The sequence below is a fragment of the Streptomyces sp. SUK 48 genome (genome assembly GCF_009650765.1).
GTDB lineage: Bacteria > Actinomycetota > Actinomycetes > Streptomycetales > Streptomycetaceae > Streptomyces.
On sequence record NZ_CP045740.1, the window covers coordinates 8178146 to 8204597 of the forward strand.

Annotated in this window: 20 protein-coding genes and 1 pseudogene; 10 read left to right on the forward strand and 11 right to left on the reverse strand. The window is 74.1% G+C overall.

Annotated elements, in window-relative coordinates:
• Nucleotides 1–98 precede the first annotated feature (98 nt).
• The 6 genes from GHR20_RS35950 to GHR20_RS35975 form a co-directional block, all read right to left on the reverse strand.
• Complete coding sequence (locus GHR20_RS35950) at nt 99–1322, reverse strand: cytochrome P450 (protein WP_153815654.1); 1224 nt, start codon at nt 1320–1322, stop codon at nt 99–101.
• A 5-nt stretch (nt 1323–1327) separates the two neighbouring features.
• Nucleotides 1328–2296 carry a spirocyclase AveC family protein gene (locus GHR20_RS35955; RefSeq protein ID WP_153815655.1) on the reverse strand — a complete coding sequence of 323 codons (969 nt, stop codon included), beginning with the start codon at nt 2294–2296 and terminating at the stop codon, nt 1328–1330.
• Nucleotides 2293–3192 carry an NAD(P)-dependent oxidoreductase gene (locus GHR20_RS35960; protein ID WP_208446861.1) on the reverse strand — a complete coding sequence of 300 codons (900 nt, stop codon included), beginning with the start codon at nt 3190–3192 and terminating at the stop codon, nt 2293–2295. The genes GHR20_RS35955 and GHR20_RS35960 overlap by 4 nt, the downstream gene beginning before the upstream one ends.
• A 71-nt stretch (nt 3193–3263) precedes the next feature.
• Nucleotides 3264–3686, reverse strand: a complete 423-nt coding sequence (locus GHR20_RS35965; RefSeq protein WP_111587301.1) for a nuclear transport factor 2 family protein — start codon at nt 3684–3686, stop codon at nt 3264–3266.
• Entirely contained in the window at nt 3683–5182 is a 1500-nt protein-coding gene (locus GHR20_RS35970) for an FAD-dependent monooxygenase (protein WP_194859082.1), read from the reverse strand. The genes GHR20_RS35965 and GHR20_RS35970 overlap by 4 nt, the downstream gene beginning before the upstream one ends.
• Before the next feature lie 17 nt (nt 5183–5199).
• On the reverse strand, nt 5200–11505 hold the full coding sequence (locus GHR20_RS35975) for a type I polyketide synthase (protein WP_153815657.1): 6306 nt from the start codon (nt 11503–11505) through the stop codon (nt 5200–5202).
• Between the two features lie 892 nt (nt 11506–12397).
• Between GHR20_RS35975 and GHR20_RS35980 the strand changes: the two genes are divergently transcribed.
• Entirely contained in the window at nt 12398–12976 is a 579-nt protein-coding gene (locus GHR20_RS35980; RefSeq protein WP_153815658.1) for a GNAT family protein, read from the forward strand.
• A gap of 194 nt (nt 12977–13170) precedes the next feature.
• Here GHR20_RS35980 and GHR20_RS35985 read toward each other — a convergent pair whose 3' ends face one another.
• Nucleotides 13171–13815, reverse strand: a complete 645-nt coding sequence (locus GHR20_RS35985) for a TetR/AcrR family transcriptional regulator (protein ID WP_153815659.1) — start codon at nt 13813–13815, stop codon at nt 13171–13173.
• A 152-nt stretch (nt 13816–13967) separates the two neighbouring features.
• On the opposite strand from GHR20_RS35985, the pseudogene GHR20_RS35990 reads away from it, so the two are divergent.
• The 3 genes and pseudogenes from GHR20_RS35990 to GHR20_RS36000 form a co-directional block, all read left to right on the forward strand.
• Nucleotides 13968–15201, forward strand: a pseudogene (locus GHR20_RS35990) (ATP-binding cassette domain-containing protein); the annotation flags it as partial.
• A gap of 111 nt (nt 15202–15312) precedes the next feature.
• The gene (locus GHR20_RS35995) at nt 15313–16038 is read left to right on the forward strand and encodes a CatB-related O-acetyltransferase (RefSeq protein ID WP_153816276.1); all 726 of its coding nucleotides are present in this window, start codon (nt 15313–15315) and stop codon (nt 16036–16038) included.
• A 65-nt stretch (nt 16039–16103) separates the two neighbouring features.
• Nucleotides 16104–17405, forward strand: coding sequence for an erythromycin esterase family protein (locus tag GHR20_RS36000; protein ID WP_153815660.1), 1302 nt, complete (start codon nt 16104–16106; stop codon nt 17403–17405).
• Between the two features lie 130 nt (nt 17406–17535).
• Here the strand turns inward: GHR20_RS36000 and GHR20_RS37960 are convergent, their stop codons facing one another.
• Complete coding sequence (locus tag GHR20_RS37960; protein ID WP_243878242.1) at nt 17536–17838, reverse strand: hypothetical protein; 303 nt, start codon at nt 17836–17838, stop codon at nt 17536–17538.
• Between GHR20_RS37960 and GHR20_RS37965 the strand changes: the two genes are divergently transcribed.
• Complete coding sequence (locus GHR20_RS37965) at nt 17828–17983, forward strand: CGNR zinc finger domain-containing protein (RefSeq protein ID WP_243878243.1); 156 nt, start codon at nt 17828–17830, stop codon at nt 17981–17983. The two genes, GHR20_RS37960 and GHR20_RS37965, sit on opposite strands and share 11 nt — an antisense overlap.
• A 271-nt stretch (nt 17984–18254) precedes the next feature.
• Nucleotides 18255–18425 carry a hydrophobic protein gene (locus GHR20_RS36010; RefSeq protein WP_111587297.1) on the forward strand — a complete coding sequence of 57 codons (171 nt, stop codon included), beginning with the start codon at nt 18255–18257 and terminating at the stop codon, nt 18423–18425.
• Between the two features lie 232 nt (nt 18426–18657).
• On the opposite strand, the gene GHR20_RS36015 is transcribed toward GHR20_RS36010, so the two are convergent.
• Nucleotides 18658–19845 carry a fused response regulator/phosphatase gene (locus GHR20_RS36015; protein WP_111587296.1) on the reverse strand — a complete coding sequence of 396 codons (1188 nt, stop codon included), beginning with the start codon at nt 19843–19845 and terminating at the stop codon, nt 18658–18660.
• Nucleotides 19842–21434, reverse strand: coding sequence for a sensor histidine kinase (locus GHR20_RS36020; RefSeq protein WP_153815662.1), 1593 nt, complete (start codon nt 21432–21434; stop codon nt 19842–19844). The genes GHR20_RS36015 and GHR20_RS36020 overlap by 4 nt, the downstream gene beginning before the upstream one ends.
• Nucleotides 21435–21542: 108 nt before the next feature.
• On the opposite strand from GHR20_RS36020, the gene GHR20_RS36025 reads away from it, so the two are divergent.
• From GHR20_RS36025 to GHR20_RS37975, 4 genes are all read left to right on the forward strand, one after another.
• Complete coding sequence (locus GHR20_RS36025; RefSeq protein ID WP_153815663.1) at nt 21543–21908, forward strand: hypothetical protein; 366 nt, start codon at nt 21543–21545, stop codon at nt 21906–21908.
• 3 nt (nt 21909–21911) lie between these two features.
• Nucleotides 21912–22346: a response regulator gene (locus GHR20_RS36030; protein WP_148024917.1), complete on the forward strand. Its 435-nt coding sequence runs from the start codon at nt 21912–21914 to the stop codon at nt 22344–22346.
• Between the two features lie 472 nt (nt 22347–22818).
• On the forward strand, nt 22819–23859 hold the full coding sequence (locus GHR20_RS37970; protein WP_111587293.1) for a tetratricopeptide repeat protein: 1041 nt from the start codon (nt 22819–22821) through the stop codon (nt 23857–23859).
• Nucleotides 23856–24875 (forward strand): polyprenyl synthetase family protein, encoded by a 1020-nt coding sequence (locus GHR20_RS37975; RefSeq protein ID WP_153815664.1) that lies wholly within the window; start codon nt 23856–23858, stop codon nt 24873–24875. The genes GHR20_RS37970 and GHR20_RS37975 overlap by 4 nt, the downstream gene beginning before the upstream one ends.
• A 112-nt stretch (nt 24876–24987) precedes the next feature.
• On the opposite strand, the gene GHR20_RS36045 is transcribed toward GHR20_RS37975, so the two are convergent.
• The gene (locus tag GHR20_RS36045) at nt 24988–25785 is read right to left on the reverse strand and encodes an ATP-binding cassette domain-containing protein (RefSeq protein ID WP_241670715.1); all 798 of its coding nucleotides are present in this window, start codon (nt 25783–25785) and stop codon (nt 24988–24990) included.
• Nucleotides 25786–26452 lie beyond the last annotated feature (667 nt).

Sequence of the window (26452 nt, forward strand, 5' to 3'; positions counted from 1 at the left end):
GGCCCGGCACACCGGGACGCAGAGGACAGGGGCATATGCGCGCGGTTCACCCGTTCGAACTCGCCGGGGGCCGGGGGCCGGGGGCCGGGGGGGCTTCGTCAGCGGGCGCAGGGCAGGTGGCCGATGCCGTGGATGAGGCCGGAGTAGGTGTGGGCGGGCGGGGCGGTGGCGTGGATGTCGGGTGCCCGGGTGAGCAGTTCCCGGTAGAACAGGCTGGTCTCGCGGCGGGCGAGGTGGGCGCCGAGGCAGTGGTGCGGGCTGGGGCCGCCGAAGCTGAGGTGCGGGTTGGGGGCGCGGCCGATGTCGAACGCGTGGGGGCGTTCGAAGACGTCCTCGTCCCGGTTGGCGGAGTTGTAGTAGAGGATGACGCGGTCCCCGGCGTTCAGGGGGTGGCCGTCCACGGTGGTGTCCCGGGTGACGTTGCGGCGCATCCAGGTGCCCGGGGTGGCGTGGCGCAGGGTCTCCTCGACGGCGCCGGGCAGGTGTGCGGGCAGGTCGGCCAGGAGCAGCCGTTTCTGGCCGGGGTTGTCGGTGAGCAGGTGCAGCATGTGGGCCAGGGTGCTGCGGGTGGTGTCGTTGCCGCCGACCAGCAGGATGCGCAGGAACGCGCCGAGTTCGGCGTCGGTGAGAGGCCGGCCGTCCACGGTGGCGTGGACGAGGGTGGTCGTCACGTCGTCGGCGGGGCTCTCGCGGCGCAGGCGGGCGAGGTCGCCCATGAGGGTGCTGAAGTAGGTGACCGCCTCGGCGACGGCCCCCTGGCCGGTGCGGTCGGTGGTGTTCGCGATCCGGGTGATCGCGTCGGTTGCTCTCACCACGTCCTCGTAGGCCGAGGCGGGGACCCCGACGATGGCGCAGATGGCGCGCAGCGGCAGCTGGACGGCGGCCTCGGTGACGAAGTCGCACGGGGTCTTCTCCAGCAGCTCGTCGACGACCCGCCGGGCGGCGCCGGCGATCATGCCGTCGTGGTGGCGCAGGCCGCTGGGGTTGAACGCCCGGGCGACCACGCGCCGCATCGCGGTGTGCCGGGGGGCGTCCATGTGCAGCAGGGAGCCCTCGGCGCTCTCCCCGAAGGCGGGCGGGCGGTCCTCGAGGGTGCTGCTCGAGGGCGCGGAGCCGAACAGGTCGGGGCGGCGGGAGACTTCGGTGATCTGCGCGTGCCGGGTCAGGGCGTAAAAACCGTACGAGGGCCGGTAGGGGAGGAAGACGGGTTTCCTTCCGGCGCGCAGCCGGGCGAAGAACGCCTCGATCTCGTCGGCCGGCTGCTTCCAGAACTCCGCACGGAGCGGGTCGCCGGTGGTGGTGTCGTCGTGGTGGGTGTCCAACGGGCTCACCTCGCGGTCATGGGCCACAGGTAGGAGGGGGTGTCGGCGGGCATGGGGCCGCCGGCCAGGCCCCACAGGACGCACAGCGCCAGGTAGACGAAGGTGGCGGTGTTCCCGGCCCCGATGCCGGCGAGGAGCCGCAGGGTGTTGCGTCCCCGGGCGGTGGCGGCGCGTTCGGCGCCCCGGTAGATCCACGGGACGGTGCCGCGGCTCTGTTCGAGGTGGCGCATGACGACGAAGGGGGTGGTGAAGAGTGTCGCGGTGAACGCGGCGGACAGCGGGATGCCGTACCAGTGCCCGGCGAAGAGGGTGGCCGGTCTCCAGGCGTGGGCGTAGGAGTAGATGCCGGTGCCCAGCAGGGCCGCTTCGATCAGGGCGTCGGTCGCGATGCCGGCGGCGACGATGGCCGTCCACCGCCGCAGCGGCCCCCAGCGGGGGAAGCGGCGGGCGATCTCGCGGCCCGCCAGGGCCTGGGCCCACACCCACAGGATGAGCAGGCCGAAGCCGACGCCGGTGACGGCGAGGGGCGCTTCGATCTGGAGCTGGGGGCGGGGCGGGTGCCAGCCGGGGATGTACGGGCCCCACGAGTTGACGTGCGCCAGGTGCTGGTTCACCACGACGGTGATGTCGTGGTAGTCGAGCAGGGGGCTCTGCCAGGAGGAGATCAGGAAACCGGCGGCGATGCCGGCGTCGAGGGTGATCTGCCCGCGGCGCAGGCTCGTGCGGGTCAGGTGCGCGGCGCAGGCGATCAGGGTGAGGACGAGGAGGACCTGTGCGGTGACGACGGTGGTGGTGCGCGCGGGCGAGATGCTGTCGCCGCCGTAGCGGGGGGAGCGCACCCCGTGGGCTGCCCAGGGGATCAGGACCGATGCCCCGGCCAGGGTGAACAGGATGCCGGTGAGGGCCCACCAGAAGGCGGGCGCGCAGGTGAGCTTGCGGGCGGGTGCGGCGGGTGCGGTGGTGGTGGTGCTCATGACGGGTCGTCCTGGGGGTCGGGGTGTCCGGGGCCGCGCAGGAGGCCGATGAAGCTGCCCGAGATCCGCGGCCGGGTCCACCGGTTGGCGAGGCGCAGCAGCTCGGCCAGGTGCGCGGTGAGGGGGAGCGGGGTGCCGGCGCGGCGGGCGGCGGCCAGTGCCGTGTCGAGGTCTTTGACCAGGTCGGTGAGGGTGCCGAGGGTGTCGTCGTGCGGGTCGAGGAGGTGGGGCAGGTAGTGGTGCAGCAAAGGGGTGTCGGCGAACCCCCCGGCCAGTGCCTCGGGCAGCCGCCCGGGCGGGATGCCGGCGGCTTCGGCCAGGGCGACGGCCTCGGCGACGCCCCACGCGTTCGCCGCGACGATGACCTGGTTGCACAGCTTGGTGGCCTGTCCCGCGCCGAGGGGGCCCATGAGGGTGGTCCGGCGGGCATAGGCGCGCAGCAGTCCCTGGGCCCGGTCGAAGTCGCGGCGGCTGCCGCCGGCCATGACGGTGAGGGTGCCGCGTGCGGCGGCGGGGGTGCCGCCGGAGACGGGTGCGTCGAGCCAGGAGATCCCGTTGGCGGCGCGCAGTCGGCCGGCCACGGTGCGGGTCGTTTCGGCGGGGATGCTGGAGTGGTCGACGACGAGCTGCCCGCGGCCGGGCGCGGTGTGCAGGCCGTCAGGCCCGAGCGTGACGGCGGTGACGGCCTGCCGGCCGGTGACGCACAGGGCGATGACGTCGCAGGTGCGGGCGAGGCCGGCGGGGGAGGCGGCGACGGCCGCGCCGGCCTTTCGCAGCGGCTCGGTCTTGTCCGGGGTGCGGTTCCAGACGGTGAGGGGGAGTCCCGAGGCGAGGATGCGGTGCGCGAGGGGGGAGCCCATCACGCCCAGCCCGATGAATCCGACGGTGAGGGTCACGGCTGCTCCTGCGGTCGCGGACCGGGTACGGCCGCCGTGAAAGGCGGCGGCCGTGCCCGGAGGTGGGGCGGTCAGGTGATCTGCCGGGTGAGGGTGGTGAGGTTCCAGTAGGAGACCTCCGTGCGAAAGCGTCCCTCGGGCGAGAAGGTGAAGACGCTCAGCCCGTGCTTGGTGAAGCGGCGGCCCATCACGGCGTTCTCGGTCACGCGCGGGAAGTGCCCGACGACCGTGGCCGACAGGGTCCACCTGGTGGCGATCTCGCCGCCGGGGCCGGTGAGATAGCCGTCGAGGGTGAGCTGTTCGTCGTGGAAGGCGTCGAACCAGGCCGCGACGTCCTTGCGGAGCGTGGTCTTGTCCTCCACGACGCTGTCCAACGCGATGTCCTCCAGGCGCAGTTCGTCGGCGAAGCAGGACAGATAGGCTTCGATGTCGTTGGCGCACAGGGAGTTCGCCCAGGTGCGGAACACATGGTCGTGTTCGGGGGAGATGGTCACTGGTCCTCCGTCTTTTGGTCCGGTGGGAACGCCGGGGTGGACACGCGGTCCAGCAGGCGCTCCACGTCGCCCAGTTGCGCGGTGTCCGCCGCGCAGGCGGTGTAGCCGTCGGGCCGCACGAGCAGGCACTCCTCCTGGGGGCACTCGACGTGCCGGCGGGTGACGAGGGGGCGGCCGCGTGCGAGGTCGTCGGCCCGCTCGCGCAGCGCGGAGCGGGCCGGGCCCCGGGTGACGAGCCGGTAGGTGGTGGCGGGCCGTTCCGCGCGCGCCCAGCCGGGGCAGGGCAGGCCGACCGCCGCAGCGTCCGAGAGGCGGCCGATGCGCCGGGGCCGGTCGGGGGCGGGGGAGCCCAGCGGGGTGGGGGGGTAGGCGGTCCTGAGGCCGGCGAGTGCGGCCGTGTACCAGTTCTGGACGGCCGGGAGGGCGGCCGCCGCCGTCAGCAGGAGATTGCGGGGGCCGGCGGCCGGCGGCCCGGCCAGGGCGATCCGGGCCACCAGGCCGGTCATCCGCAGCACCTGCCGGGCGGCGGCCCGCCGTTCGGTGCTGTAGGTGTCCAGGACGTCCTCGCGCAGCCGCCGGTCCAGGACGCCGGCGAGTTTCCAGGCGAGGTTGCGGGCGTCCTGCATGCCGAGGTTCGCGCCCTGCCCGCCGACCGGGTAGTGCGTGTGGGCGGCGTCGCCCAGCAGGAACACGCGCCCGGTGCGCATCTCGTGGACGAGGGACTCCTGCGCGGTGAACTCGGTCAGCAGGGTCAGGTCGGCGATGTCCAGGGTGCGCCGGCCGCGGCGCAGGAGGGCCCGGACCTCCTCGATGCCGGGTTCGCTCGTGCCCCGCAGGTCGCCGGCGACCCGGTAGGGGCCGTGGGGGAGGGGGGCGATGAGGAGCGCTCCGCGCGGGGTGAGGGTGTATTCGATGTCGGTGTCGGGGGGCGCGGGGGTGAGGGCGCCTTCGGCGAGCAGGAACCGGGACAGGGCCCTGGTGCGGGTGGAGGGGGTGCCCAGCGCCGTGCGGACGGTGGAGCGGGCGCCGTCCGCGCCGATGAGCCACGCCGCGGTGAGGGTGCTTTCGCGGCCGTCGCCGTCGGTGGTCTCCACGCGCACCTCGCCGGGTGCCTGGGTGAGGCGGGTGGCCCGCCGTCCGCGTTCGACGGTGACGCCCCTCGCGGTGAGGGCCTGTTCCAGCAGCCGGTCGGTGTGGTGCTGGGGCAGGACCAGCGGGGCGGTCTCGCGGGTGAACCGGAAGCGGGCCAGGCGCCGGCTGCCGGTGCTGTAGGTGAAGGCTTCGGGCCGCCGGCCCAGGCGGAGCGCTTCGTCGAGGACCCCGTGGTCGGAAAGGACGGCCAGCTGCGGCGGCCACAGCAGGATGGACCGGGTGCCGGCCGCGGCCTGTGGGGCGGCGTCGATGACGCGGACCGCCGCGCCGTGGCGGGCCAGTTCGCACGCGGCGGTGAGCCCGCCCGGGCCGGCGCCGACGACGAGCACGCAAGCCGGATCCACAAGATGTTCCTTCCTGGTCACTTCGGGAGCCGGTCGGTCAGGAGCGCGGCGAGGTCCGCCGGGGTGGGGTGGGTCCACAGGGCGGTGGTGGGCAGTGCGACGCCCACCTCGTGGGCGATGCGGTTGCGCAGCTGGATCGCGAGCAGGGAGTCCAGGCCGAGCGCGGCGAACGCCGTGCGGTCCTCGACGCTGTCGGCCGGGCAGCGCAGGACGGCGGCCGTGTGCTTTTTGATCCGCTCGTGCAGGAGGCGGGTGCGCCGTTCGGGGTCGGGCTGGGCGTTCCAGTCGGCCAGGAACGTGCCCGTGTCGTCGGCGGGGCCGCCGGTGCGGGGGATCGCCGTGTAGTAGGCGAGGGAGGCCGCGTCGGGGTGCAGGGAGAGCCGCAGGTCCAGATCGTGCGGTGCGTGGACCGTCAGGGGCCGCCCGGAGCGGGTGACGATCTTCTCCAGGGCGTCCATGCCCTCCTCGGGGGAGATCATGGTGTAGCCGAGGGACTCGATGCCCGTGCCCCTGCCGTGACCGGACCAGGGCCCCCACACGATGCCGGCGGCGGGCAGCCGCTGGGCGCGCCGCCAGTGGGTGAACTCGTCCAGCCAGGAGTTCGCGGCGGCGTAGCAGGTCTGCCCGGGCTGCCCGATGACGGCGGCGACGGAGGTGAAGTTGATCCACCAGTCCAGCCGGTGGTCCTTCGTCGCCTCGTGCAGGTGCCAGGCGCCCAGTGCCTTGGCGTCCCACACGCGGCGGAGCCGGTCGGCGCCGATGTTCTGGAGGACGGAGTCCTCGACCACGGCGGCGGCGTGCAGGACGCCGCGCAGGGGACGGCCGGTGGCCTCGGCGGCGGCGACCAGGCGGCGGGCCGTGGCCGCGTCGGCCAGGTCGCCGAGGACGACGGTGACGGCGGTGCCGTGCGCGGTGAGGTCGTCGATGACACGGCGGGCCCGCTCACCCGGTTCGTTCCGTGCGCCGAGGACGAGGGCGCGGGCCCCGTGGCCGGCGAGCCACCGTGCCACGTCCAGGCCGAGACCGCCCAGCCCTCCGGTGATGAGGTAGGAGGCGTCGCCGGTGGCCGGCGTGACGTCCTGGGGGTCGGCCGGCAGCGTGACACATCCTTCGGCCGGCCAGGTCAGGGCGAGGTTGCCGGTGTGCCGGGCGGCGGCCATGGTGGCGAACACCTCGGGCGCCTCGCGGACGGGGGAGGAGGTCATGGGCAGCGGCGCCAGCAGGCCGGCGGTGTACGCCCGGCCGATCTCCCGGACGAGGGAGGCGATCAGGGCGGGCTCCTCGTGCAGGAGCAGGGCGATGTCGACGCTGCTGAAGCTGATGTTGCGGCGGAAGGGCAGGAGTCCGAGGTGGGTGTTCTCGTAGATGTCGCGCTTGCCGATCTCGATGAAGCGGCCCTTGCGGGCGAGCAGGTCGAGGCCGGCGCTCTGGGCGGGCCCGGTCAGGGAGTTGAGGACGACGTCGACCCCCCGCCCCCGGGTGATCTCGCGTACCTGCCGGGCGAAGCCGAGACCGCGGGAGTCCATCACGTGCCGCACGCCCAGGGAGCGCAGGTAGGCGCGTTTTTCCTCGGTTCCGGCGGTGGCCAGTACCTCGGCCCCGGTCAGCCGGGCGATGTTGAGGGCGGCCAGGCCCACCCCGCCGGACGCGGAGTGCACGAGCAGCCGTTCCCCCTCGGCCAGGCGGGCGAGGTGGCGCAGCCCGTACCAGGAGGTGAGGTAGGCGATGGGGAGTCCGGCCGCGTGCGCGAGTTCCTTCGGGGAGGCGAGGGGGAGGGCCCAGCCGGCGGGGACGGTGACGCGGGAGGCCATCAGGGTCTCCCGGTCGCCGGCCCGGCTCACCGGCACCGCGACGAGGTCGCCGACGGCCGGGCAGCGCACGCCCTCGCCGACGGCGGTGACGGTGCCCGCTCCGTCGAACACGGCCTGCGGGACGACGTCGGTCCCGGACAGCAGCTGGTCGTAGGTGCCGACCGCCTTGAGGACGTTGATGAAGTTCAGGCTGGTGGAGTGCAGGCGGACCTGGATCTGCCCGGCGGCGGGCGGCCGGGGCGCCAGCGCGCCCAGATGGAGGTCGTCGAGGGTCCGGCCGCGGCCGCGGAGCAGGGCGGCGCCCCCGGTACGCCAGTCGATCTCTGTGCGGACGCGGTCGCCGGGTTCCAGGGGGTGGTGGGTGAGGCGGGCCAGGTGGCGGGTCCCTTCCCGGTAGGCGATGTCGTCCTCGGTGCCGGGACAGGTCAGCAGCTCGCGGGCGAGCACCTGGGCCGGGGTGTGCCGGTCGGCGTCCAGGTGGGCGGGGCGCAGCGCGGCCTGTTCCAGGGCGAGGACGCGCAGCGCGCCGCGCAGTCCTGATCCGGCGAGGCAGGGGGTGTCCCCGGGCGTGACGTGCTGGGCGTCGCGGGTGAGCACCCACAGACGGGGCACGTCGGGGCCGTCGGGGGCCAGCCGCTGCGCGAGGGAGACCAGGTGTTCGAGGTTCGTCCGGGCACGGGCCGCCGGATCGGAGGGGCCCTCCAGGGCGGGCAGGTAGACCACGGCACGCGTGCCCGCGCCGGGCAACGCGCCGCCGTCGGCGGCGGTGCGGAGGGCGGCGGTGGCGCCGTGTTCCTCCAGGGCCGCCCCCAGCTGTGCGGCCTCGCCGGCGCGGTCCCTCTCGTGGAACAGCTCCCAGTGGCCCGGCTCGGTGATCTCCCCGCCGACGGGCGCCTCGGTCCAGGTGACGTCGAGGGTGCGCCTCTCGAAGAGGTCCTCGCCGTCCTGGGTGGGCACGTTCACGCAGTCGATCGCGTCCGCCTCGGCGAGGACGGTGCCGGTGGCGTCGGTCAGCAGGCAGGAGGCGGTGCAGGAGCGGTCGCCCACGCCGGTGAGCCGCACGTAGGCGTACGCCGCCGTGGTGGTGTCGCCCAGGACCCTGACCCGGCCGAGACGGCGCGGCAGCATCCCGCCGGGCGGCACGGGGTGGCAGGCCAGCCAGGTACTGCCGGTCGCCTGCAGGCAGATGTCGAGCAGGACGGGGTGCAGACTCAGGTTCCGGCTCCCCGCGCGCCCGGCCGAGGGCAGCACGACGTCGGCCAGCGCGCACGGCCCGTCGTCGTCCCCCACTTCGGCGTCAGCGCCTGGGGCCTGCCGCACGCCGCCGCTCCCACCGCGGAGCAGGCGCAGGCGGGTGATGCCCCGGAACGCCGGGCCGTGGGTGATGCCCCGCTCCTGACGCAACCGCCGGTACAGCTCGGCCGGTTCGACGTCCTCGCACGGCGCCGCCAGGAGGGCGGCGATGTCCACCGGTCCGGGCGGCCGCTGCCCCGGGGTGTGGTGGAGCCGGGCGCCCGCGTGGGCGGCGGGGACGCCGTCGGGTCCGGCCGCGTGCAGGGTCCACTCGGCGAGCGCGCCACCGAGCGTGGTGGCCACCGCCGTGACCTCCCGGCTCTCGCCGAGGGCGAGGATGCGGTGCAGGTCGAGGTCGCGGACCTCCACCTCGCGGGGGCGGGCACGGAACACGTCGGCGGCGCAGGCCAGGGCCATCTCCGCCATGGCGGCGCCGGGCAGCACGGGCACGTCGTTGACGCGGTGCTCGTCCAGCCAGGGCAGGGTGGTGCGGGTGAGGGTCTGCTGCCACAGGTGGCGCCGGGTGCCGGCCGGGTCGCTCAGGTGCGTGCCCGTCAGCACGCCCTCCCCGCGACGGCCGGCGGCGGGCAGGGCGGTGCGCAGCGGTGAGGGGGCGATGCTGTGCCGGGTGCGTTCCCAGCTCACGGCGGGGACGTCGGCGAGCGCGGCGTCCTGGTAGGGGGTGGCGGGCCAGGTGACGGGGTGTCCGGTGCAGTGCAGGGCGGCCACCTGGGTGAGGAACGCGGTGCGTTCGTCGCTCTCGCGGTGCAGGGAGCCCAGGACGTCGACGTGGTCCTGCCCGAGGGAGGCGGCCGTGGCGTGAACCGCGTGCGTGAGGACCGGGTGCGGGCTGATCTCCACGAACCGGCGGAAGCCGTCCTCGACGGCGGCCCGGACGGCACCGGCCAGCAGGACCGGCCGCCGCTGGTTGGCGGCCCAGTAGTCCGCGTCCAGCGGCACGGCCCGGCGGGCGTCGTCGAGGACGGTGGTGTAGAAGCGGACGCCCGGGGTGCGCGGGGCCAGAGCGGCGAGAGCGGTGCGCAGTTCGCCCAGGACGGGATCCATGTGCGCGGTGTGCGCGGCGATGTCGACGTTGACGAACGTGGCCGCGATGTCCTCCCGCTGCCAGGCGCGCACCAGCTGCTCGACGGCGTCCTTGTCGCCGCCGATCACGGTCGCCTGCGGTGAGGCGACCACGGCCACGCTCACCCCGCGCACCCCGCTCGCCGTGATCCGCGCCTCGACGTCGGCGCGGGGCAGCGCGATCGAGGCCATCCGGCCCGCGCCGGCCGCGCGCACGTTCAGCCGGGAGCGGCGGCAGATGACACGGGCCCCCTCCTCCAGGGTGAGGGCGCCGGACACGACGGCGGCGGCGGCCTCGCCCATGGAGTGCCCGATCACCGCGGCGGGCCGTACCCCGTAGCCGGCCCACATGGCGCACAGGCCCATCTGGATGGCGAACACGGTCGGCTGGATCCGGTCCATGCCCTCCACGAGACGGGTCCCGGCCAGGGTCCGGCGCAGGGAGAACCCGGACTCCTCGGCGACGAGCGGTTCGAGCCGGTCGACGACGCGGGTGAAGCCGTCGTCACGGTCCAGCAGGCCCCGGCACATGCCCGCCCACTGCGAGCCGTGCCCGGAGAACAGGAACACCGGCCCGGCCCCGGGCCGGGCGGTGCCCCGCGCCACGCCGGCGGCCGTGCTCCCGGCGGCGGCCTCGGTGAGCCGGCCGGCCAGTTCGGCGCGGGTGGCGGCGACGACCGCCAGCCGCTCCCGCAGCGGGGACCGGCGCGCCGCCAGGGTGTGGGCGACATTCTCCGGCGCGACGCCGCGCCCGTCTCCCTCCAGCCAGTGGGCCAGGCGGTCCGCGGCCGTGGTGAGCGCCGGACGGCTGGCCGCCGAGAGCAGGAACGCCAGCGGTTCACCGGCGTGGTGCCGCGCGCCGCCCGCACCGGGCGCCGCCGTACGGCGGCGGCCGTGTCCGGGCCCGTCGGGGGGCTGTTCGACGACCACGTGCACGTTGGCGCCCGTGACGCTGAGGGAGGACACGGCGGCCAGCCGCCGCCCCTCGCGGGCGGGCCAGGCGACGGTCTCGGTGGGCACCAGGAAGCGGGTCGCCCGGGCGTCGATCTCGGGATTCCAGCGCCGGAAGTGCAGGTTCGGCGGGATCTCGCCGTGCTGTACCGACAGCAGGGCCTTGAGGACCCCGGCCAGGCCCGCCACCGGTTCGGTGTGCCCGATGTTCGTCTTCACCGAGCCGAGCGCGCAGGTGCCGGGCCCGCCGCCGTAGACCTCGGCGAGCGCGCGGAACTCCAGCGGGTCGCCGACCTCGGTCCCGGTGCCGTGGGCCTCCACCATGCCGATGTCCCCCGGATCGACCCCCGCGGCGGCCAGGGCCCGGCGGCAGACCTCGATCTGCGCGTCGGCGGAGGGCGCGGTCAGCCGGGTGGAACGGCGCCCGTTCTGGTTCAGGGCGCTGCCCCGGATCACGCCGAGGATCCGGTCGCCGTCGCGCACGGCGTCGCGCAGCCGCTTGAGCGCGAGGACCACGCAGCCCTCTCCCCGTACGTAACCGTCGGCGGCGGCGTCGAAGGCCCGGCACCGGCCGGTGGGCGAGAAGAACGACCAGCGCGCCGGCGGCACGGACTCCTCGGGCCCCAGGATCAGGACGCACGCCCCGGCGAACGCCAGGTCGCTCTCCTCGTCCCGCAGCCCCTGGCACGCGGCGTGCAGGGCGACGAGCCCGGAGGAGCACCCCGCCTCCAGGGTCATCTGCGGGCCCCGCAGATCGAGGAGGTAGGCGATGCGGCCGGCGGCCATCGAATGAATGCTGGCGTTCATCGCATAGGCGTCGATCTCCTCCAACGGCCGCTGGGCCCGCAGGAGATACTCCTTGTTGTAGACACCGAAGTAGGTACCGACCGGCTTGCCGGACAAGGACCTCGGCGGCACTCCGGCATGCTCGGCCGCCTCCCAGAACGTCTCGCACAGCAGCCGGTGATGGGGATCGACCCAGGCGGCCTCATGGGCGTTGATACCGAAGAAGGCGGGATCGTAGGCGTACACGTCCTCGTCGAGGAAGGCCCCCCATCTCAGGCGGGCGGCGACATCGGCGGGAAGACCGAGGACCTCGTCCTGGCTCCACCGGTCCTCGGGAACCTCGCGGACGACGTCCCGCCCGCCGGCCAGCAGTTTCCAGAACGACGCGGGGGAGTCCACGCCCCCGGCAGCCGGCAGCCGGCGCCGATCACCGCCACCCGCTCTTCACTGGGTCGTTGTTTCACCCCGGTACTCCTTTGCACGCACGAGCTGCGTCGTTCGGCGACAGCGTCCGGCCTGCTTCCGCCCCTGGAGCACGGAAATACGGGAACTCCTCTGCCGGTACGGGGACATGGAGGGACGGAGGGCAGGACCGAAAAAGAGGGGAGAGGCTTGCCGGCGGGAGTGCGCTGCTTTGCCCGAACCGGTCACCAGGCGGCGGGGGCATCTCCTGCGAGCCGGGCAGCCTGTGGGGGTTTCGCCTCAGCCCCCATCAAAGCGGGGGCACACCTGCCCGTAAAGTCCCGGGCCCCGCGTAATGCGTGAACGCGATGAAAGGCCGCCGGGACCCTGGACCGGGCCGCGACGGTACGCGTCGTCGGCCTGTCCGCACTGGCCTCGAACAGGCCACGGGCGACTTCTTCGCCGCGTACCACGCCGGCATCCTCACCCCCGTCGCCGTCGCCGTCCTGGTGACCGCGGCCGTGATCCTCCCCCTGACATGCACGGCCTTCGCCGCACTCCACGCCCGCCTGCGCCCCCCTCTCCCCGGAGCGCGGGTGACACGGCGGCGGAGCTAAGGGACACCGCGCCGTTCAGGGCGTGGACCATCTCTTGGCCGAAGGGGACGCGGGGCGTACGGCGCCGAGGCCGACGTCGGTCTCGTAGCAGTCCTCGTCGAACCCCTGTCTCCGCAGCCGTTGCGCAGGGAGGCGAGCTCCTCCGTTTCCGGCCACGCGGTGTGGAACGTGCAGTACCGCTCGCCGTCCGCGTCGAGCACGGCCTCCAGCATGGCGATCGCCCGGCACAGGTCGCGGCGCGTACCGGAGTCGGGAAGAGAGCGGGCGACGTCGTGAACAGTCATACGGCCGCCCGGGCGGACCCCGCCGACACGCTCACCGGCAGCAGGCCCGCCCGATCCGCTCACGGCGACGACGCCCTCCACGCCTACCAGCGCCTCCCGGAAGTCGCCCGCTACCTCTACCGGCCGCCGCTCACCCGCGAACAGTGCGCGCGAAGCCTGGCCCTGCGGGCGGCCGGTACGGCGTGGACCGAGGACGGCGACGACCTGGTGGCCGCCGTCTGCCGGGCCGAGGACGGCGCCCTGGTCGGCGAGGTCGTCCTGAAACTGGCGAGCGCCCGCGCCCGCCAGGCCGAGATCGGCTGGATCTTCCACCCCGCCCACGGCGGCCGGGGCTACGCGGCCGAGGCCGCCCGTGCCGTGGCCGCGCTGGCCTTCGGCGAACTGGCCGTGCACCGGCTGTTCGCCCGCCTGGACGTGCTCAACACCGGCTCGGTGCGGGTGTGCGAACGCCTGGGCATGCGGCGGGAGGCACATCTCGTCGACAACGACCTCGACGGCGAACGCTGGGGCAGCGAGTACGTCTACGCCCTCCTGGCCCGCGAATGGCGGGCAGGGGAAGCAATCTGACCGGCCGTCAGGAGCGCGGCCGTGGCGACGGGCACCCCGGGTGCGGGGTGAGACCGCCGGGCATCCAGGACGGGAACGCCGCGGCGGCCGCGCACCGGGACCGGCGGCGGCCGCTCGCCGGGCGGGCGACAGTTTCATGAGCGCCCCCCCGCGAGGCGAACCGCGCGAGCAGCGCGGAACCGGTGACGTCCCCCTCATGCACCCCGCGCCGACGGGGACTCGGCGAAGGCGCCGGCGGCTGCGGCGAGGGCGGCGGTCCTGGCCGCACGGCCCGGCAGGTGCGGGTCGGGTGCCGTACGCAGGAGCACCAGCTGGTGGTACAGCGGTGCGGTGGCCGCGACGAGCAGGTGCCGGGCGTCGGTGGGCGCAGGCAGTTCGCCGCGCCGGACGGCCCGGCTGACGACGACCTCGCAGCGGGCGTACCGGTCCTCCCACAGCCGCTGCTGGGCCCGGGCGGCTTTCTCGGAGCGGAACGAGGCCGCGATCAGGGCCGCCATGACCGGTGGCTGCGTGGTCAGCGCCGCGTAGATCTCCTCGTTCAGCGCCGACAGGTCGCCTTCCAGCGAGCCGGTGTCCGGCGGCTGCCAGTCGTCGTCAAACGCCGCGTCGAGAACGTCGGCGAGCAGGCCGCCGACGTCCCCCCAGCGCCGGTACACCGTGGTGCGGTGCACGCCGGCGCGGGCGGCGACGGCGTCGGTGGTGAGCCCGTCGTAACCGTGTTCGCCGAGCTCCGCGCGGACCGCGTCGAGCACCTGCCGGCGCACACGGGCGGTGCGGCCCCCGGGCCGGCGGCGGGCCTGCGGACGGGTGTCATCCGGTCCTGGATCTGCGCCGGTCATCGCTGAACACCTTTGCTCGGGGCATCGTCGTCATGGCAGGATCTTAAAGCAGCAGTTGTCGCACTAGTGGAGGGAATCGATGTTCTTCCGAAGCGTTCGCCCGGCCCACCCCTCCACGGCCACCTCGTTCCCGAATGCTTCGGAGTGCCCGCATGCCCACACAGATCACCGCGCGCGCCGTCAGCGGGTCCTTCGCCGGCGGGCTCGTCCTTGACCCGGTGACCTGCTCGCCCGCCACGGGCGAGCGCACCGCGATCACCGGCGAGAACGGACCGGGCAGGACCACCTCGGCGCCGGGCGGTCTGCGCGGGGCCGAGCGGCGGATGCGCCGCCGGGAGACCGCGATGGCCGACGGTGACGGGTCCGGCATGGCCGAACACGGCGAACTGCTCACGCTCTTCGAGCCGCGCGGCGGCTACGGCGCCGGCGCCCGCGTGGAACGCGCCCTGCACGGACCGGGCCTGGCACTGGTGGGCCGGGACCGTGACCGTACGGCCGGCGGCCTCTCCGGCGGAGAACGGGTCAGGTTACGCCTGGCGGCGGCGCCGCAGGTGCTGCTGCTGGACGAGCCGACCAAAGAAGGCGGACGCCGAAACGCGCCGCGTCGTGCGGTACGGCAACGGCTGCACCGGTTACCTCGCCGAGAAGACGGCCGCCCGGCAGCGCTGGGCCCGGGCGCACGGCCAGTGGCGGGCCGACACCGACCGGCTCCGCGCGGCCGCCGCGAGCACCGCCCGCCAGGTGGCCCCGGGCCGTCCGGCGGAGGACGGCGACAAGCCGGCCTGGGACCGGGCGGCCGGCCGCGCGCAGCAATCGCCGGCCGGCCGGGTGTGCAACGGCGAGGAACGGCTGCGCCGCCTCCTCGCCGACCCCGTCCCGCCCCCGCCGGAGCCCCTGCGCTTCACCCCCGTACCGCGGACCCGCCGCCCGCTGATCACAGGGCCGAACGGAGCGGGAAAGAGCACCCTGCTGCGCGTCCTGGCCGCCGGCCTCACTCCCGACAGCGCAGGCGTCACCTGCCGCGGCAGGATCGGCTGCCTCTCCCAGGAACCGCGACCCGGAAAACCGGCCGGGACCGTGCCGGCCGCCTTCGCCCGTGGCCTGTCGGCAGGGGCCGCCGTGCGCGGGCGGACAACTGCTCTGCCTCGGCCTGTTCGCCCCGACCGGCTCACGGTGCCGGTCGGCCGGCTCTCCACCGGGCAGCTGCAGCGGCCGGCCCTGGCCCGACTGCTCGGCGCGCCATCGGACGTCCTGCTGCTCGGCGAACCCGCCGACCCTCTCTCGCCCGCCCTCGCCGAGAAGCTGGAGACCGCCCTGAGCGGATACGACGGCACGCTCGTCGTCGGCCATGACCGCCGGCTGCGCCTGCACCGGCGGGGCGCCCGTCCGGCCCTGCCGGCGACGGACACGTCCGCCGCCACGTGCCGAGGCCCCCCGGCCCGCAGCCATCCCCCGAGCCATCCCCCGAGCCATCCCCCAAGAAGGACGAGATCCGTGATGCCGCCTGTTCCCGCCGACCCGGCCCTGGTGCACCCGATGCCCGGACAGCCGCGGGTGGTGCTGCTGAAACCGCTGATCACCTCGCCTCTGATCGAGGCCGGAGACTTCTCCTACTACGACGACCCCGATGACCCGACCGCCTTCGAGACCCGCAACGTGCTGTACCACTACGGGCCGGAAAAACTGGTCATCGGGAAGTTCTGCGCGCTGGGCGAGGGCGTGCGGTTCCTCATGAACGGCGCCAACCACCGCATGGACGGCCCCTCCACGTTCCCTTTCCCGATCATGGGCGGTTCCTGGTCCGAGCACGCCGACCTCATCACCGGCCTTCCCAAACGAGGCGACACCGTGGTGGGCCACGACGTCTGGCTCGGCTACCGCTCCATGGTGATGCCCGGCGTCCGCATCGGCCATGGAGCGATCATCGCCTCCGGCTCCGTCGTCGTCGACGACGTCCCCGACTACGGCATCGTCGGCGGCAACCCCGCCCGCCTCATCCGCCGCCGCTACAGCGACGCCGACATCGACCGCCTCCTCGCCCTGGCCTGGTGGGACTGGCCGCTGCCGCACCTCACCGCACACATCCGCGCGATCATGTCCGGCACCATCGACGACCTGGAGCACGCGGCACCCGGGCCCGCGCAGACGAGAACGCCGGCACCCGGCAACCCCCAGCACGACGAACCGCCGAACGCACCCGGCCCGAAACGACCCGCGCGGTGACCCGCACCCCTGTCCCCGACCATCCCCCGATCCGCCGTTCCAGCACCGAGAATCGAGCTGCCAGCATGCCTGCTCCGCCCCACCGCGACCCGTTCGCCGACTGGCTCCGCACCCACGCCGTCCCCCTCGACCACCTCGACCCCGAGGCACCACTCGACGATCTGGAGCCGCTGCGCGCCGTCATCGGCGACGCACGCGTCGTCGCGATCGGTGAAAGCTCCCACTTCATCGACGAGTTCGCAGCCCTGCGCGAGCGCATCCTGCGGTTTTTGACCGAGCGCTGCCAATTCACCGTGCTGGCCTTCGAGTACGGCTTCAGCGAAGGCTTCCTTCTCGACGCGTGGGCCCAGGGCGAGGGGACGGACGAGGACCTGTCGGCGCACCTCGCCGCAGCGATCCCCGTCGGGGTCGAGGAGCCGCTGCGCCGGATACGCCGGCACAACCGCACCGCCTCGACACCGGTGCGCTTCGCGGGCATCGACATCCCGGCGGCCGGTGGGTCCCTGCTTCCCGCCCTGACCCCGGTCGCCGACTACCTGCGCCGGATCGATCCCGAAACCCTGCCGGCCGTCCAGGAGGCGATCCGGATCGCCGGATCGTTCGCCGGTGGCTCCGGCGCCGTCGCCGCGCCCGCCTGGGCACGCCTGCCCGCCGCCGAACAGGACGCCCTCAGCGCGACCCTGACACGCCTGCTCATCCGGTTCCGCTCCCTCGAACCGCTGTACGTCTCCCGCGGCGACCGGCACAGCTACGACATCGCCCTACACCGCCTCGAAGGCGCCTGCCACGCCGACTACACCTTCCGCGCCATGGCCGGCCTCTTCACCGGCGAAGGACTGACCGCCGACACCTCGGCCCGCGACCTCTACATGGCCCGGTCGCTCCTGTGGCACCTGGAACGCCTCGGACCCGGGACCCGTGTCGTGCTGGCGGCTCACAACGCCCACATCCAGAAGACACCGGTGTCCTTCGGCGGCCATCTCACGGGGCTTCCCATGGGGCAGCACCTGCACCGCGCGCTCGGCGACGACTACGCCGCCCTCGGTCTCGTGAGCACCACCGGGCACACCGCGGACATGCCCCGCGACGAGAACACGGCCTTCGGCTTCACCATCGACGCCACCGCGCTGGAGCCGGCCGAGCCGGGAAGCATCGAAGCGGCCTTCGCCGACGCCGGACTCGGGCTCAGCATCGCCGATCTCCACCAGGCACCCCCGCGGGCGGCCCAGGGAAACGCCGGCCTCGCCCCGGGCCCCGACCGCATCCGGATCCAGAGCGCCTACCTCCACACCCCCGTCCTCGAGGCGTTCGACGCCATCCTCCACACCCCGACCTCCACCGTTGCCACGACCCTCGAAAACAGGTGAGAAGGACCGACGGCCCGGGCGGCGGGGCTGGGCAGATACACCCGCAGATACGCCCGGACCCGGCGCCCCGGCCGTGCCGGCGAGGCGCCGAGCGCGGGCCGGCCGGGTGGCCGCCCACGCGCAGGGAGCGTCACGGTGCCGCGAGGACGCGCCGCACGAGCGCCGGAAGAGTCCGCGGGTCCGCCGGGAAGGTGCCGCGCCAGGCGATGTGCCCGTCGGGGCGCACCAGGAGCGCGGTGTCCGCGCGGTCCGCGCCGAGCAGGCGCGCCCACTGCCCGGGCACCGTCTCCCGCCGCGCGGCGGTGCGGACGCTGCGGAGCGCGAGGGGGATCCCCGCCTGCCGTACGGCCTCGGCCTGCGGCTGCCACCGCGGGTCGTCGTCGGCCGTGAGCAGGGTGAAGCCGGGGCCGACGAGATCGAGGGTGGACGTCACGTCCGCGGGGCCCCCGGGCCGCTGTGCGGCACCCGGCTGCGACCGCTACTTCATCGACACCGGGCGCCGCGCCCCGCAGCGCTACTGCTCGGCCCGCTGCGGAACCCGGGTCCGCGTCGCCGCCCACCGCGACCGCGGCCGATGACCGCCGCAGGGCCCGAACTCCGCCCCGGCCTCACCCTCATGGACGTACGCGGGCCCGGCACGGACGGCACCGAGGCGGCCCCGGCCGATCCAGGGCCATGGCATCGCCCTGGGTGATACGTGCTGGGTGTCCGCGGTGCGTGAGGCGGGGGAGCGGGGGAACCGTCCAGGCGCGGGGCCCGCATATGCCCCTCACTTCGCAGAAGTAACTCATATTTTGTGTGCTTGTATGAGCGAAGTAAGGGCATTCGGTGGCCAGGAGGTTGATAACTATGGTTCCCCTGCTTCTCGTTCTTCTTCTGGCCCTGATCCTCTTCGGCGCGGGCTTCGCGCTGAAGACCCTGTGGTGGATCGCGGTGATCGTGCTCATCGTGTGGCTGCTGGGCTTCGTCGTCCGCAGCGCGGACAGCGGCGGCCGCAAGGGCCGCTGGTACCGCTGGTAGACGAAGGCATCCGGCGCGAGGAACGCGCCCCGCGCGAGCAAGGAGCGGGCCCGGCCGACAACGGCCGGGCCCGCTGCCGTGCACGGCCCCGGCCGAAACGGCGGGAGGGATCGGGCTTATCGGACGCACCGCAGGGTACGTGAATCGTGCAACGGCCCCGCGGGCTCAGCAGTGGAACCCTGCTCCTCCTGCCCGCGGGGCCGTTGCCCGTTCCCGGGGACGGCGGGTGCTCTCAGAGGGCGGGCGCCGAGGTGTCGGTCCAGTCCAGGCGCAGGACGGCGAGGTCGTCGGTGTGCCGGTCCGCGTTGAGCGTGCGGGTCCGGGCGATGAGCTCGTCGAGGTGGGTGCCGGGGTCCGGTGAGGGGATCGTGTCGATGATCCGCAGCAGGCCCTCCACGCCGAGCCGGGCGCCGGTGCTGTCCGCGAAGCCTTCGACCAGGCCGTCGGTGTAGGCGATGAGCGCGCCCCGGGGCGGCAGGGTGAGGGTGGTGGCGGGCCATCTGCCCAGTCCGGGGGCGATGCCGAGGGCGACCCCGTGGGCCGCGTCGACCTCCTGGGTGCCCTTGGCGGTGACGAGGAGGGGCTCGTGGTGGCCGGCCAGGTGCAGGGTGAGGACGCGGCTGTCCGGGTCCAGGGTGATGAGGGTGCAGGTGGTGAACAGGTCGCTGTCGGCGCGTTCGGCGATGTGGACCTGTTCCAGCAGGCCGAGCAGTTCCTGGTCGCGGTGCCCGCCGAGGGTGAGCGCGCGCCAGGCGATGCGCAGGCAGACGCCGAGCGCGGCGGCGTCGGGGCCGTGGCCGCTGACGTCTCCGATCACGGCGTGCACCTGCCCGTCGTCGGTCTGCACGACGTCGAGGAAGTCACCGCCCAGGAGGGCCTGCGCCCGGCCGGGGTAGTAGCGGCTGGAGGCGGTGACGACGGTGGAGGACAGGAGGGGTTCGGGGAGCAGGCCGCGTTCCAGGCGGGCGTTCTCCTCGGCCCGCAGGCGTCCGATCTGCAGGGCGGCGTTGGCGCGTTCGGCCTGCTTTCGCTGGACGGCGTAGCGGACGGCGCGCTGCATGAGGTCGGGCTGGACCTGGCCCTTGACGAGGTAGTCCTGGGCGCCGGCGGCGAGCGCGTCGACTCCCGCGCGGGGTTCGTCCAGGCCGGTGAGGACGATGACCGCGGCGTCGGCGTCCGGCTGGATCGCCTGGACCGTGTCCACGCCGGAGGCGTCGGGCAGGTGCAGGTCGAGCAGGACGCAGTCGACGGGGTCCGTCCTGAGCGCCTGGCGTGCTTCGGCGGCCGTGCGGCAGCGCGTGAGGTCGTAGGGCAGGCCGGTGTCGTAGAGGAGCTCTTCGACGAGGAGGGCGTCTCCGTCGTCGTCCTCGACCAGGAGGAGACGGAACGGCTGCGTGCGGCCTGCGACGTGTTCGGTCACGGCTGCGTCTTTCTCTGCGAGTCCGCCGGGGCGCTGTCGTCGGCGGCGGGGAGGGTGAAGGAGATGCGGGTGCCCGGCGCGTGGCCGGCGTCGATGCGGATCCTGCCCCCGTGGAACTCCACGACCTTCTTGCACATCGCCAGGCCGATGCCGGTGCCGGGGTAGGCGTCCTTGGTGTGCAGCCGCTGGAAGAGGACGAAGACCTTCTCGCGGAACTCGGGAGCGATGCCGATGCCGTTGTCGCCGACCGCGAAGTTCCAGGTGTCGTCCTCCCGGGAGGCGCTGACGTGGATGCGGGGCGGGCGGTCGGGGCTGCGGAACTTGACCGCGTTGGACAGCAGGTTCTGCCAGAGCATGCCGAGCTGGGTCGGGTCCCCCACGACGGTGGGAAGGGCGTCGTGGGTGATCTCGGCGCCGGTCTCCTCCACGGTCACGCTGAGGTTGTCCAGGGCCCTGTCCAGCAGCGCCTCGAGGTCGACCCGCTGGTGGTCGTTGTACTGGCGGCCGACCCGGGAGAAGGCCAGCAGGTCGTTGATCAGGTTCTGCATGCGGTTGGCGCCGTCGACCGCGAAGGCGATGTACTGGTCGGCCTTCTCGTCCAGCTGGCCGCCGTAACGGCGCTGCAGCAGCTGGGTGAAGCTGGACACCTTGCGCAGCGGTTCCTGCAGGTCGTGGGAGGCGACGTAGGCGAACTGCTCCAGCTCCGTGTTGGACCGCTTGAGATCCGCCGCCTGCTCGTCCAGCAGGACGCGGGACGCCTCGCTGAACTGGAGCTCCTTCAGCAGGCGCCCGCGCATCGACTCGACGTCCGCGGCCAGCTGGCGCAGGTCGGCGGGGCCGGTGCCGGTGATGGAGCGCTCGAAGCGGCCCTGCGCCACCTCACGGGCGTCCGTGCCGAGCCGGCTCAGCGGCCCGGTGATGCCCCGGCGCAGCCCCTCGAAGACCAGCACCGCCACCAGGGCGATGACGACGGCGATGACGGCGAACACCCAGTTGCGCAGGGTGACGGCCCGGCGCAGGTCACCGGTGGCCGACGCCCGCTCGTCCTGGAGGTGCGCCTGCTGGCGCGTCAGGGCCTTGCGCAGCGCGTCGAACGCGGCCTTGCCCTGCCCCGTCCGCTCGGTGGCGAGCTTCACGGCGTCCCGGGGGGAGGCCGCCGAGACGGGCCGCGCTATGCGCTGCTGCCAGGCACCGGCCAGCCTCTCGGTCTCGGCCAGGTCGGCGCTCGCCCGGGCGTCGTCCCCGACCAGCGGACGCAGCCGGCGCAGAGCGCTCTTCTCGTCGGCCATGCCCTGCGTGTAGGGCTGGAGGAAGTCCGAGCGGCCCGACAGCCCGTAGCCGCGGATCCCGGTCTCCTGGTTGACCAGGGCCTGTTCCACCCGCATCGCCTCGATGAGGGCCGGCGAGCGCCGGTTCACCAGCTCCGAGGTGATCTGCGACGTACGCCACATCGCCCAGCCGCCCAGCGAGCCCAGGACGGCCAGGACGATCAGCGTGACAAAGACTCCGGCTCGCAGCCAGCGCCGGGTCGTCCAGCGGGAGAAGACGCCCTCGTCCTGGGGCGGCTCACTGTTCTGTGCGGTTCGCATGTATCCCTCGGTGATCCGGACCGTGTCCCGGCACACGGCGCACACACTGTACCCAGGGTCCGACAACGCATGTTGTCCGAGGCGAGATCGGCGACGTAGGGTGGCCCCATGCCTGGTCCATCTTCCGCCTCACGTTCGTCCGCGGAGACGGCCGCACTGGTCACGCAGGTGGTGGACGAACTCGCCCGGCGTCTCACGCCGGACACCGTCCTGCCGCCGGACGGAGGCGCCGACACGGCCGGCGAGACCCGCCGGCGCGCGCTGCAGCGCCTGCACGTCCTCGCCGGCGTCAAGCAGGCCGTAAGGCGCCTGGAGGACCAGGCCGCCCACGTCGCGGCCGCGAGCGGCGCGGGTTACCCCGAGATCGGCCAGGCCCTGAACATGAGCCGTCAGGGGGCCCGGCGCCGCTGGCCCGGACTGATCACCAGCAGCACCTGTCATCGGACCCCCCAACCCACCCCCCGGAGCTTGTGAACCATGGCTGCCGCCGCCGCTATCCGCCCCTATGACGTGCTGCTGGTCGAGGACGACGTCGCCGACGCGATGCTCATCCAGGACGCCCTCTCCGAGCGCGGAGCCCGCAACCTGACCCAGGTCCCCGACGGCGTCGCCGCCCTGGACTACCTGCGCGACCCGGACAACGCGCGCCCCGATCTGATCGTGCTCGATCTCAACATGCCGCGCATGAACGGCCGCGAGTTCCTCGCCGTGGTCAAGGAGGATGCCGCGCTGCGCACCATCCCGGTCGTCGTGCTGACCACCTCCGCCGCCCCCGACGACGTCTCCGGCGCCTACAGCCACCACGCGAACGCCTACGTCACCAAGCCGGTCAACCTGGAGGAGTTCGAGGCGGCGGTCCGCAGCATCGACACCTTCTACCTGGACGTCGCCGTCAAGCCCCCCAAGGAGTAACCCCCGGCCCGCCGGGCGGAGCCCGCCTCCCGCGCGGCGGGCACGCACGACGATCCGCGCGGCCCGGCCGCCGCGAACCCGACGGGCCCCGACCTCACGGCCGGGGCCCGTCGGCACACCCGGGCAGAACTTCCGCGCCCCCGCCCGGCGGCCACCAGCCCCCCAGTATCGCGGCAGACCGCGCCACCAGCACCCCGGCCTTGCGGCAGACCACGCCAGCGGAACCGCATCACCGGGACCACGCCACCGGGACCGCGTCACCGGGCCCGCAGCGCTGAACCACGGCCCCGGGCAGCGCCGTTGGACCGTCGGCACGGAACCTTCACATCATGATCCGCGCCGCGGACAACCCCCGCCGCCGTACCCGCGTCTTGATCCACAACAGACCGACACACCCCGGCCCTCCCGGACGGGGCATACCCCCGACTCCCTATACACATCGTGTATACGCGTCGTGTATAGAAAGGCATGCATGTACGGCAAGGCTTTCGCGCCCGAGTACCAGGGCGCCCTGACCACCCTGTCCGTGAACTCCTCCCTGACGGACGTCCTGGCGGAAGGCATCGACAAGCTCCGCGAGGCCGAACGCTCCGGCAACCCCGCCGAGGCCGCCCGCTGCGGACTCGCCGTGGCCGAGGCGTACCGGCGCCTGGGGAAGGTCCGGGAAGCCGACCAGGCGTGGAAGGCGAGCTACCGCACCGCCCGGGAGGCCGGCGACACCGCCGCGATGGCATGGGCCCTGTGGAGCGGCGGCACCCTCGCCCGCCAGCGCGGAGCGTTCCCGCTGGCCTGGCGGCTGCTCGGCCTCGCGGCCGAACTCGGCGAACAGGCGGGCGACATCGTCTGCCGGGGCTACTCCCTGGCCGGACTCGCGGAGACCGGCCGCATCCAGGGCGACTACGCCGCGGTCGGCCGCCTCCACGAGCAGCTGCTGGCCGAGGCCCGCCGGCGCGGCGAGGCCCGGCACACGGTCTGGGCCCTGGAGGGCATCGCCCAGATGCACCGCAACACCGGCGACTGGGACCGCGCCTACGAACTCTTCGAAGAGGCCGCGGAGATAGCCGAACGCGCCGAGGACCGGCGCGGCCACGCCTGGGCCCTGCGCGGCCTCGCGGACATCCTCTCGGTACGCGACAAGGACACCGAGCAGGCCCTGGAACTCCTCGCGCGGGCCGAGGCCGGCTGCCGCGCGATGAACCTCTCCAGCGCCCTCGCCTACAACCACAAGATGCAGGGCAACGTCCTCTACCGGGCCGGGCGCCACGCGCAGGCACGGCAGATGTACGAGCTGGCGCTCACCGAGTTCCGCGCGATGAGCGAGCCCCGCGGCGAGGCGCTCGCCCGCCTGGGCCTCGCCAAGACGCACGCGCGGCTCGGCCGGCACCGCGACGAGACGGCGGCCGAACTCGCCGAACTGGCCCGCTCGCTGGAGGGCGGCGGCCTCAAACACGTACAACGGCTGGTGATCCGTGCCCAGGAGGAGTTCGCACCGGGCGCGCAGGCCGTACGGTGACCGCGCTCCACGCCCCGCCCGCGGCCCCCGAAGTCCTCGCCCGCTGCACCGCGCTGGTGCGCCCGGCCCTGCGCGAGGCGGTGGACCGGCTGCACCCGTGGACGGCCGAGATGGCCGCCTACTCCTTCGGCTGGTGCGAGGTGGGCGGCGCACCCGCCACCACACCCGGCGGCAAGGGCGTACGGCAGGCACTGGCGATCCTCGGCGCACGCGCGGCGGGCACCGACGGCCGCGCCGGGATCCCCGCCGCGGTCGCCGTGGAACTGGTGCACACCTTCTCCCTCCTGCACGACGACATCATGGACGGCGACGCGATGCGGCGCCGCCGCCCCGCCGTGTGGAAGGCGTACGGCACCGGCCCCGCGGTCCTGGCCGGCGACGCCCTGTTCGCCCTGGCGGTGGAGACCCTCGCCGCCGTGCCGCAAGGCGCCCGCGCCGTACGCCTGCTGTCGGGGGCGCTCACCGACCTGGTGCGCGGACAGGCCGACGACCTGCTGTCCACCACCCGCCCGTTCACCGGCCGGGACCGGGTGACGGTCGAGGAGTACCGGGCGACGGCGGAGGCGAAGACCGGCGCCCTGCTGGGCTGCGCCTGCGCGCTGGGCGCCCTGCTCGGCGGAGCGGACGAGGACACCACCGAGGCGCTGGACCGGGCCGGACGCCATCTCGGCATCGCCTTCCAGCTGGTCGACGACGTCCTCGGCATCTGGGGCGACCCCGCCGTCACCGGCAAGCCCGCGGGCGGCGACCTGCGGGAGGGCAAGAAGACCTACCCGGTCCTGGCCGCCCTGGCCTCCCCGGCCGGCCGCACGCTGCCCGGCCTGCTGAACTCGCCGGGGCGGACGGCGCAGGCCGCCGACCTGATCGAGCGGGCCGGCGGCCGAACGGCGGCCCTGGCCGAGGCCCGCACCCACACGGCCACCGCCCGCACCCTGCTGACCCGCGCCCCCCTGGCCACCGGGGCCGCGCAGGACCTGCTCACGGTGCTGGACTTCCTGGTCGGCCGCGAACTGTAGAGCCCCGGCTGGCACACCGCCCCGGCCGGCACACCGCGCCGGCCGGCACACCGCGCCGGCCGGGAAGCCGTCGGGCCCACGGCGCCGCGGCCCGCTCGCCGGGGTCGGGGCGTCAGCGGCCCGAGCGGGCGTACCACCGGCCGTCGTGGCGGGCGACGTGAACGGGACGCCCGTAGCAGAGCGTCAGGTTGTCCGGGGTGAGTACGCCGTCGACGGGTCCGGAGGCCAGCTCGCGGCCCTCCTTGAGCAGGAAGGCGTGCGTGGTGCTGGGCGGGAGCTCCTCCAGGTAGTGGGTGACCGTGATGGTGGCGAGAGCGCCCTGGTCGGCCGCGAGCCGCTGCAGCGCGTCCACGAGGTCCTCGCGGGAGGGGAGGTCGAGGGCGTTGAACGGCTCGTCGAGCAGGAGCAGCGCCGGGTCCGCCATCAGCGCACGGCAGACGAGGATCCGGGCCCGCTGGCCGCCCGAGCAGTCACCGAAGCGGCGGTCGGCGAACTCCTTGCACCCCAGCTCGGCGAGCAGGCCGCGGGCACGCTCGCGGGTCGCGGCGCCGTACTCCCGCCACAGCGGCTGCACCGTCCCGGTCGCGCCCGTGAGGACGACGCTGTGGGCGGTCAGGTCCGGCGGGACCTTCTGCGCGGCGGACACCAGACCGACGCGCGCCCGCAGTTCGCGCATGTCGACGCGGCCGAGCCGGTCACCGAGGACCTCGACGGTCCCGAGGGTGGGATGCATGGCCGCCCCGACGAGCCGCAGCAGGGTGGTCTTCCCGGCCCCGTTGGCCCCCAGCAGCGCCCAGTGCTCACCGGCCCGGACGGTCCAGTCGATCCCGTCGAGGACGATCTCCTGCCCGGTGGTACGCCGGTGGACGGCGACATCGTTCAGGGCGACGACGGCGCGGGGTTCCTGGATCTCGCTCACGCCGGCAGCGTAGCGCCGCGGACGGCAACCGCACCGCACGCGCTCACGGACCGGACAACCCGGCGAACCCGTGCCGCTCACAGCACGGGACGCCCTCTCGCCCACGACACCGCAGAGCCCTCCGGCGCGCACCGGGCTCGCGGATCTTCTTGCCGTGCCGGACACCTGCCGCGGCAGCAGCACACGCAACTGCGGCCGCCAGGTCGCTTCATAAGCGGTAGTACTCCGACTCCAGCCAGTCCTCCCGCACGAGAACCGGCCGGGACATCCGCGCGCCACCGGCGTCCAGGGCGATGCACGCCAGCTCGTCCGCGTCGTAGAACACCTGCGTGCGGGACCACCGCTCAAAGCGCCGACTGAACCGGTCAGGCGCCAACTGAAGCGCTCGGTCACACCACGTGCCCCAGCGAGATCGTGTCACGAGTTCTTCGGGAGCGGCTCCCCATCGTCGATCGACTCCATGGGCCGTGTGCGGCGCACCCCGGCTCACACCCTGAACCGGATACGGAAGCCGGGGCACCCGGGCCAGCGTACGGCTGCCCCGCCCGGGTCGGCGTTCGCCGTGGGACCGGCCCCCGAGGGCGGGGCCCACGGCGGGCGGAGGACCTCGCCGGGCCGCCGATCGGCCGGCTCGCACGGCGACTTGAAGACACGGTCA

Bases quoted from the DNA above. Each gene is read 5' to 3' on its own strand.
- GHR20_RS36025 (WP_153815663.1), top strand. From the start codon at position 21,543: ATGCCTGGTCCATCTTCCGCCTCACGTTCGTCCGCGGAGACGGCCGCA.
- GHR20_RS36000 (WP_153815660.1), top strand. From the start codon at position 16,104: ATGCCTGCTCCGCCCCACCGCGACCCGTTCGCCGACTGGCTCCGCACC.
- GHR20_RS36030 (WP_148024917.1), top strand. From the start codon at position 21,912: ATGGCTGCCGCCGCCGCTATCCGCCCCTATGACGTGCTGCTGGTCGAG.
- GHR20_RS36020 (WP_153815662.1), bottom strand. From the start codon at position 21,434: ATGCGAACCGCACAGAACAGTGAGCCGCCCCAGGACGAGGGCGTCTTC.
- GHR20_RS36010 (WP_111587297.1), top strand. From the start codon at position 18,255: ATGGTTCCCCTGCTTCTCGTTCTTCTTCTGGCCCTGATCCTCTTCGGC.
- GHR20_RS35955 (WP_153815655.1), bottom strand. From the start codon at position 2,296: ATGAGCACCACCACCACCGCACCCGCCGCACCCGCCCGCAAGCTCACC.
- GHR20_RS35995 (WP_153816276.1), top strand. From the start codon at position 15,313: ATGCCGCCTGTTCCCGCCGACCCGGCCCTGGTGCACCCGATGCCCGGA.
- GHR20_RS35985 (WP_153815659.1), bottom strand. From the start codon at position 13,815: ATGACCGGCGCAGATCCAGGACCGGATGACACCCGTCCGCAGGCCCGC.
- GHR20_RS37970 (WP_111587293.1), top strand. From the start codon at position 22,819: ATGTACGGCAAGGCTTTCGCGCCCGAGTACCAGGGCGCCCTGACCACC.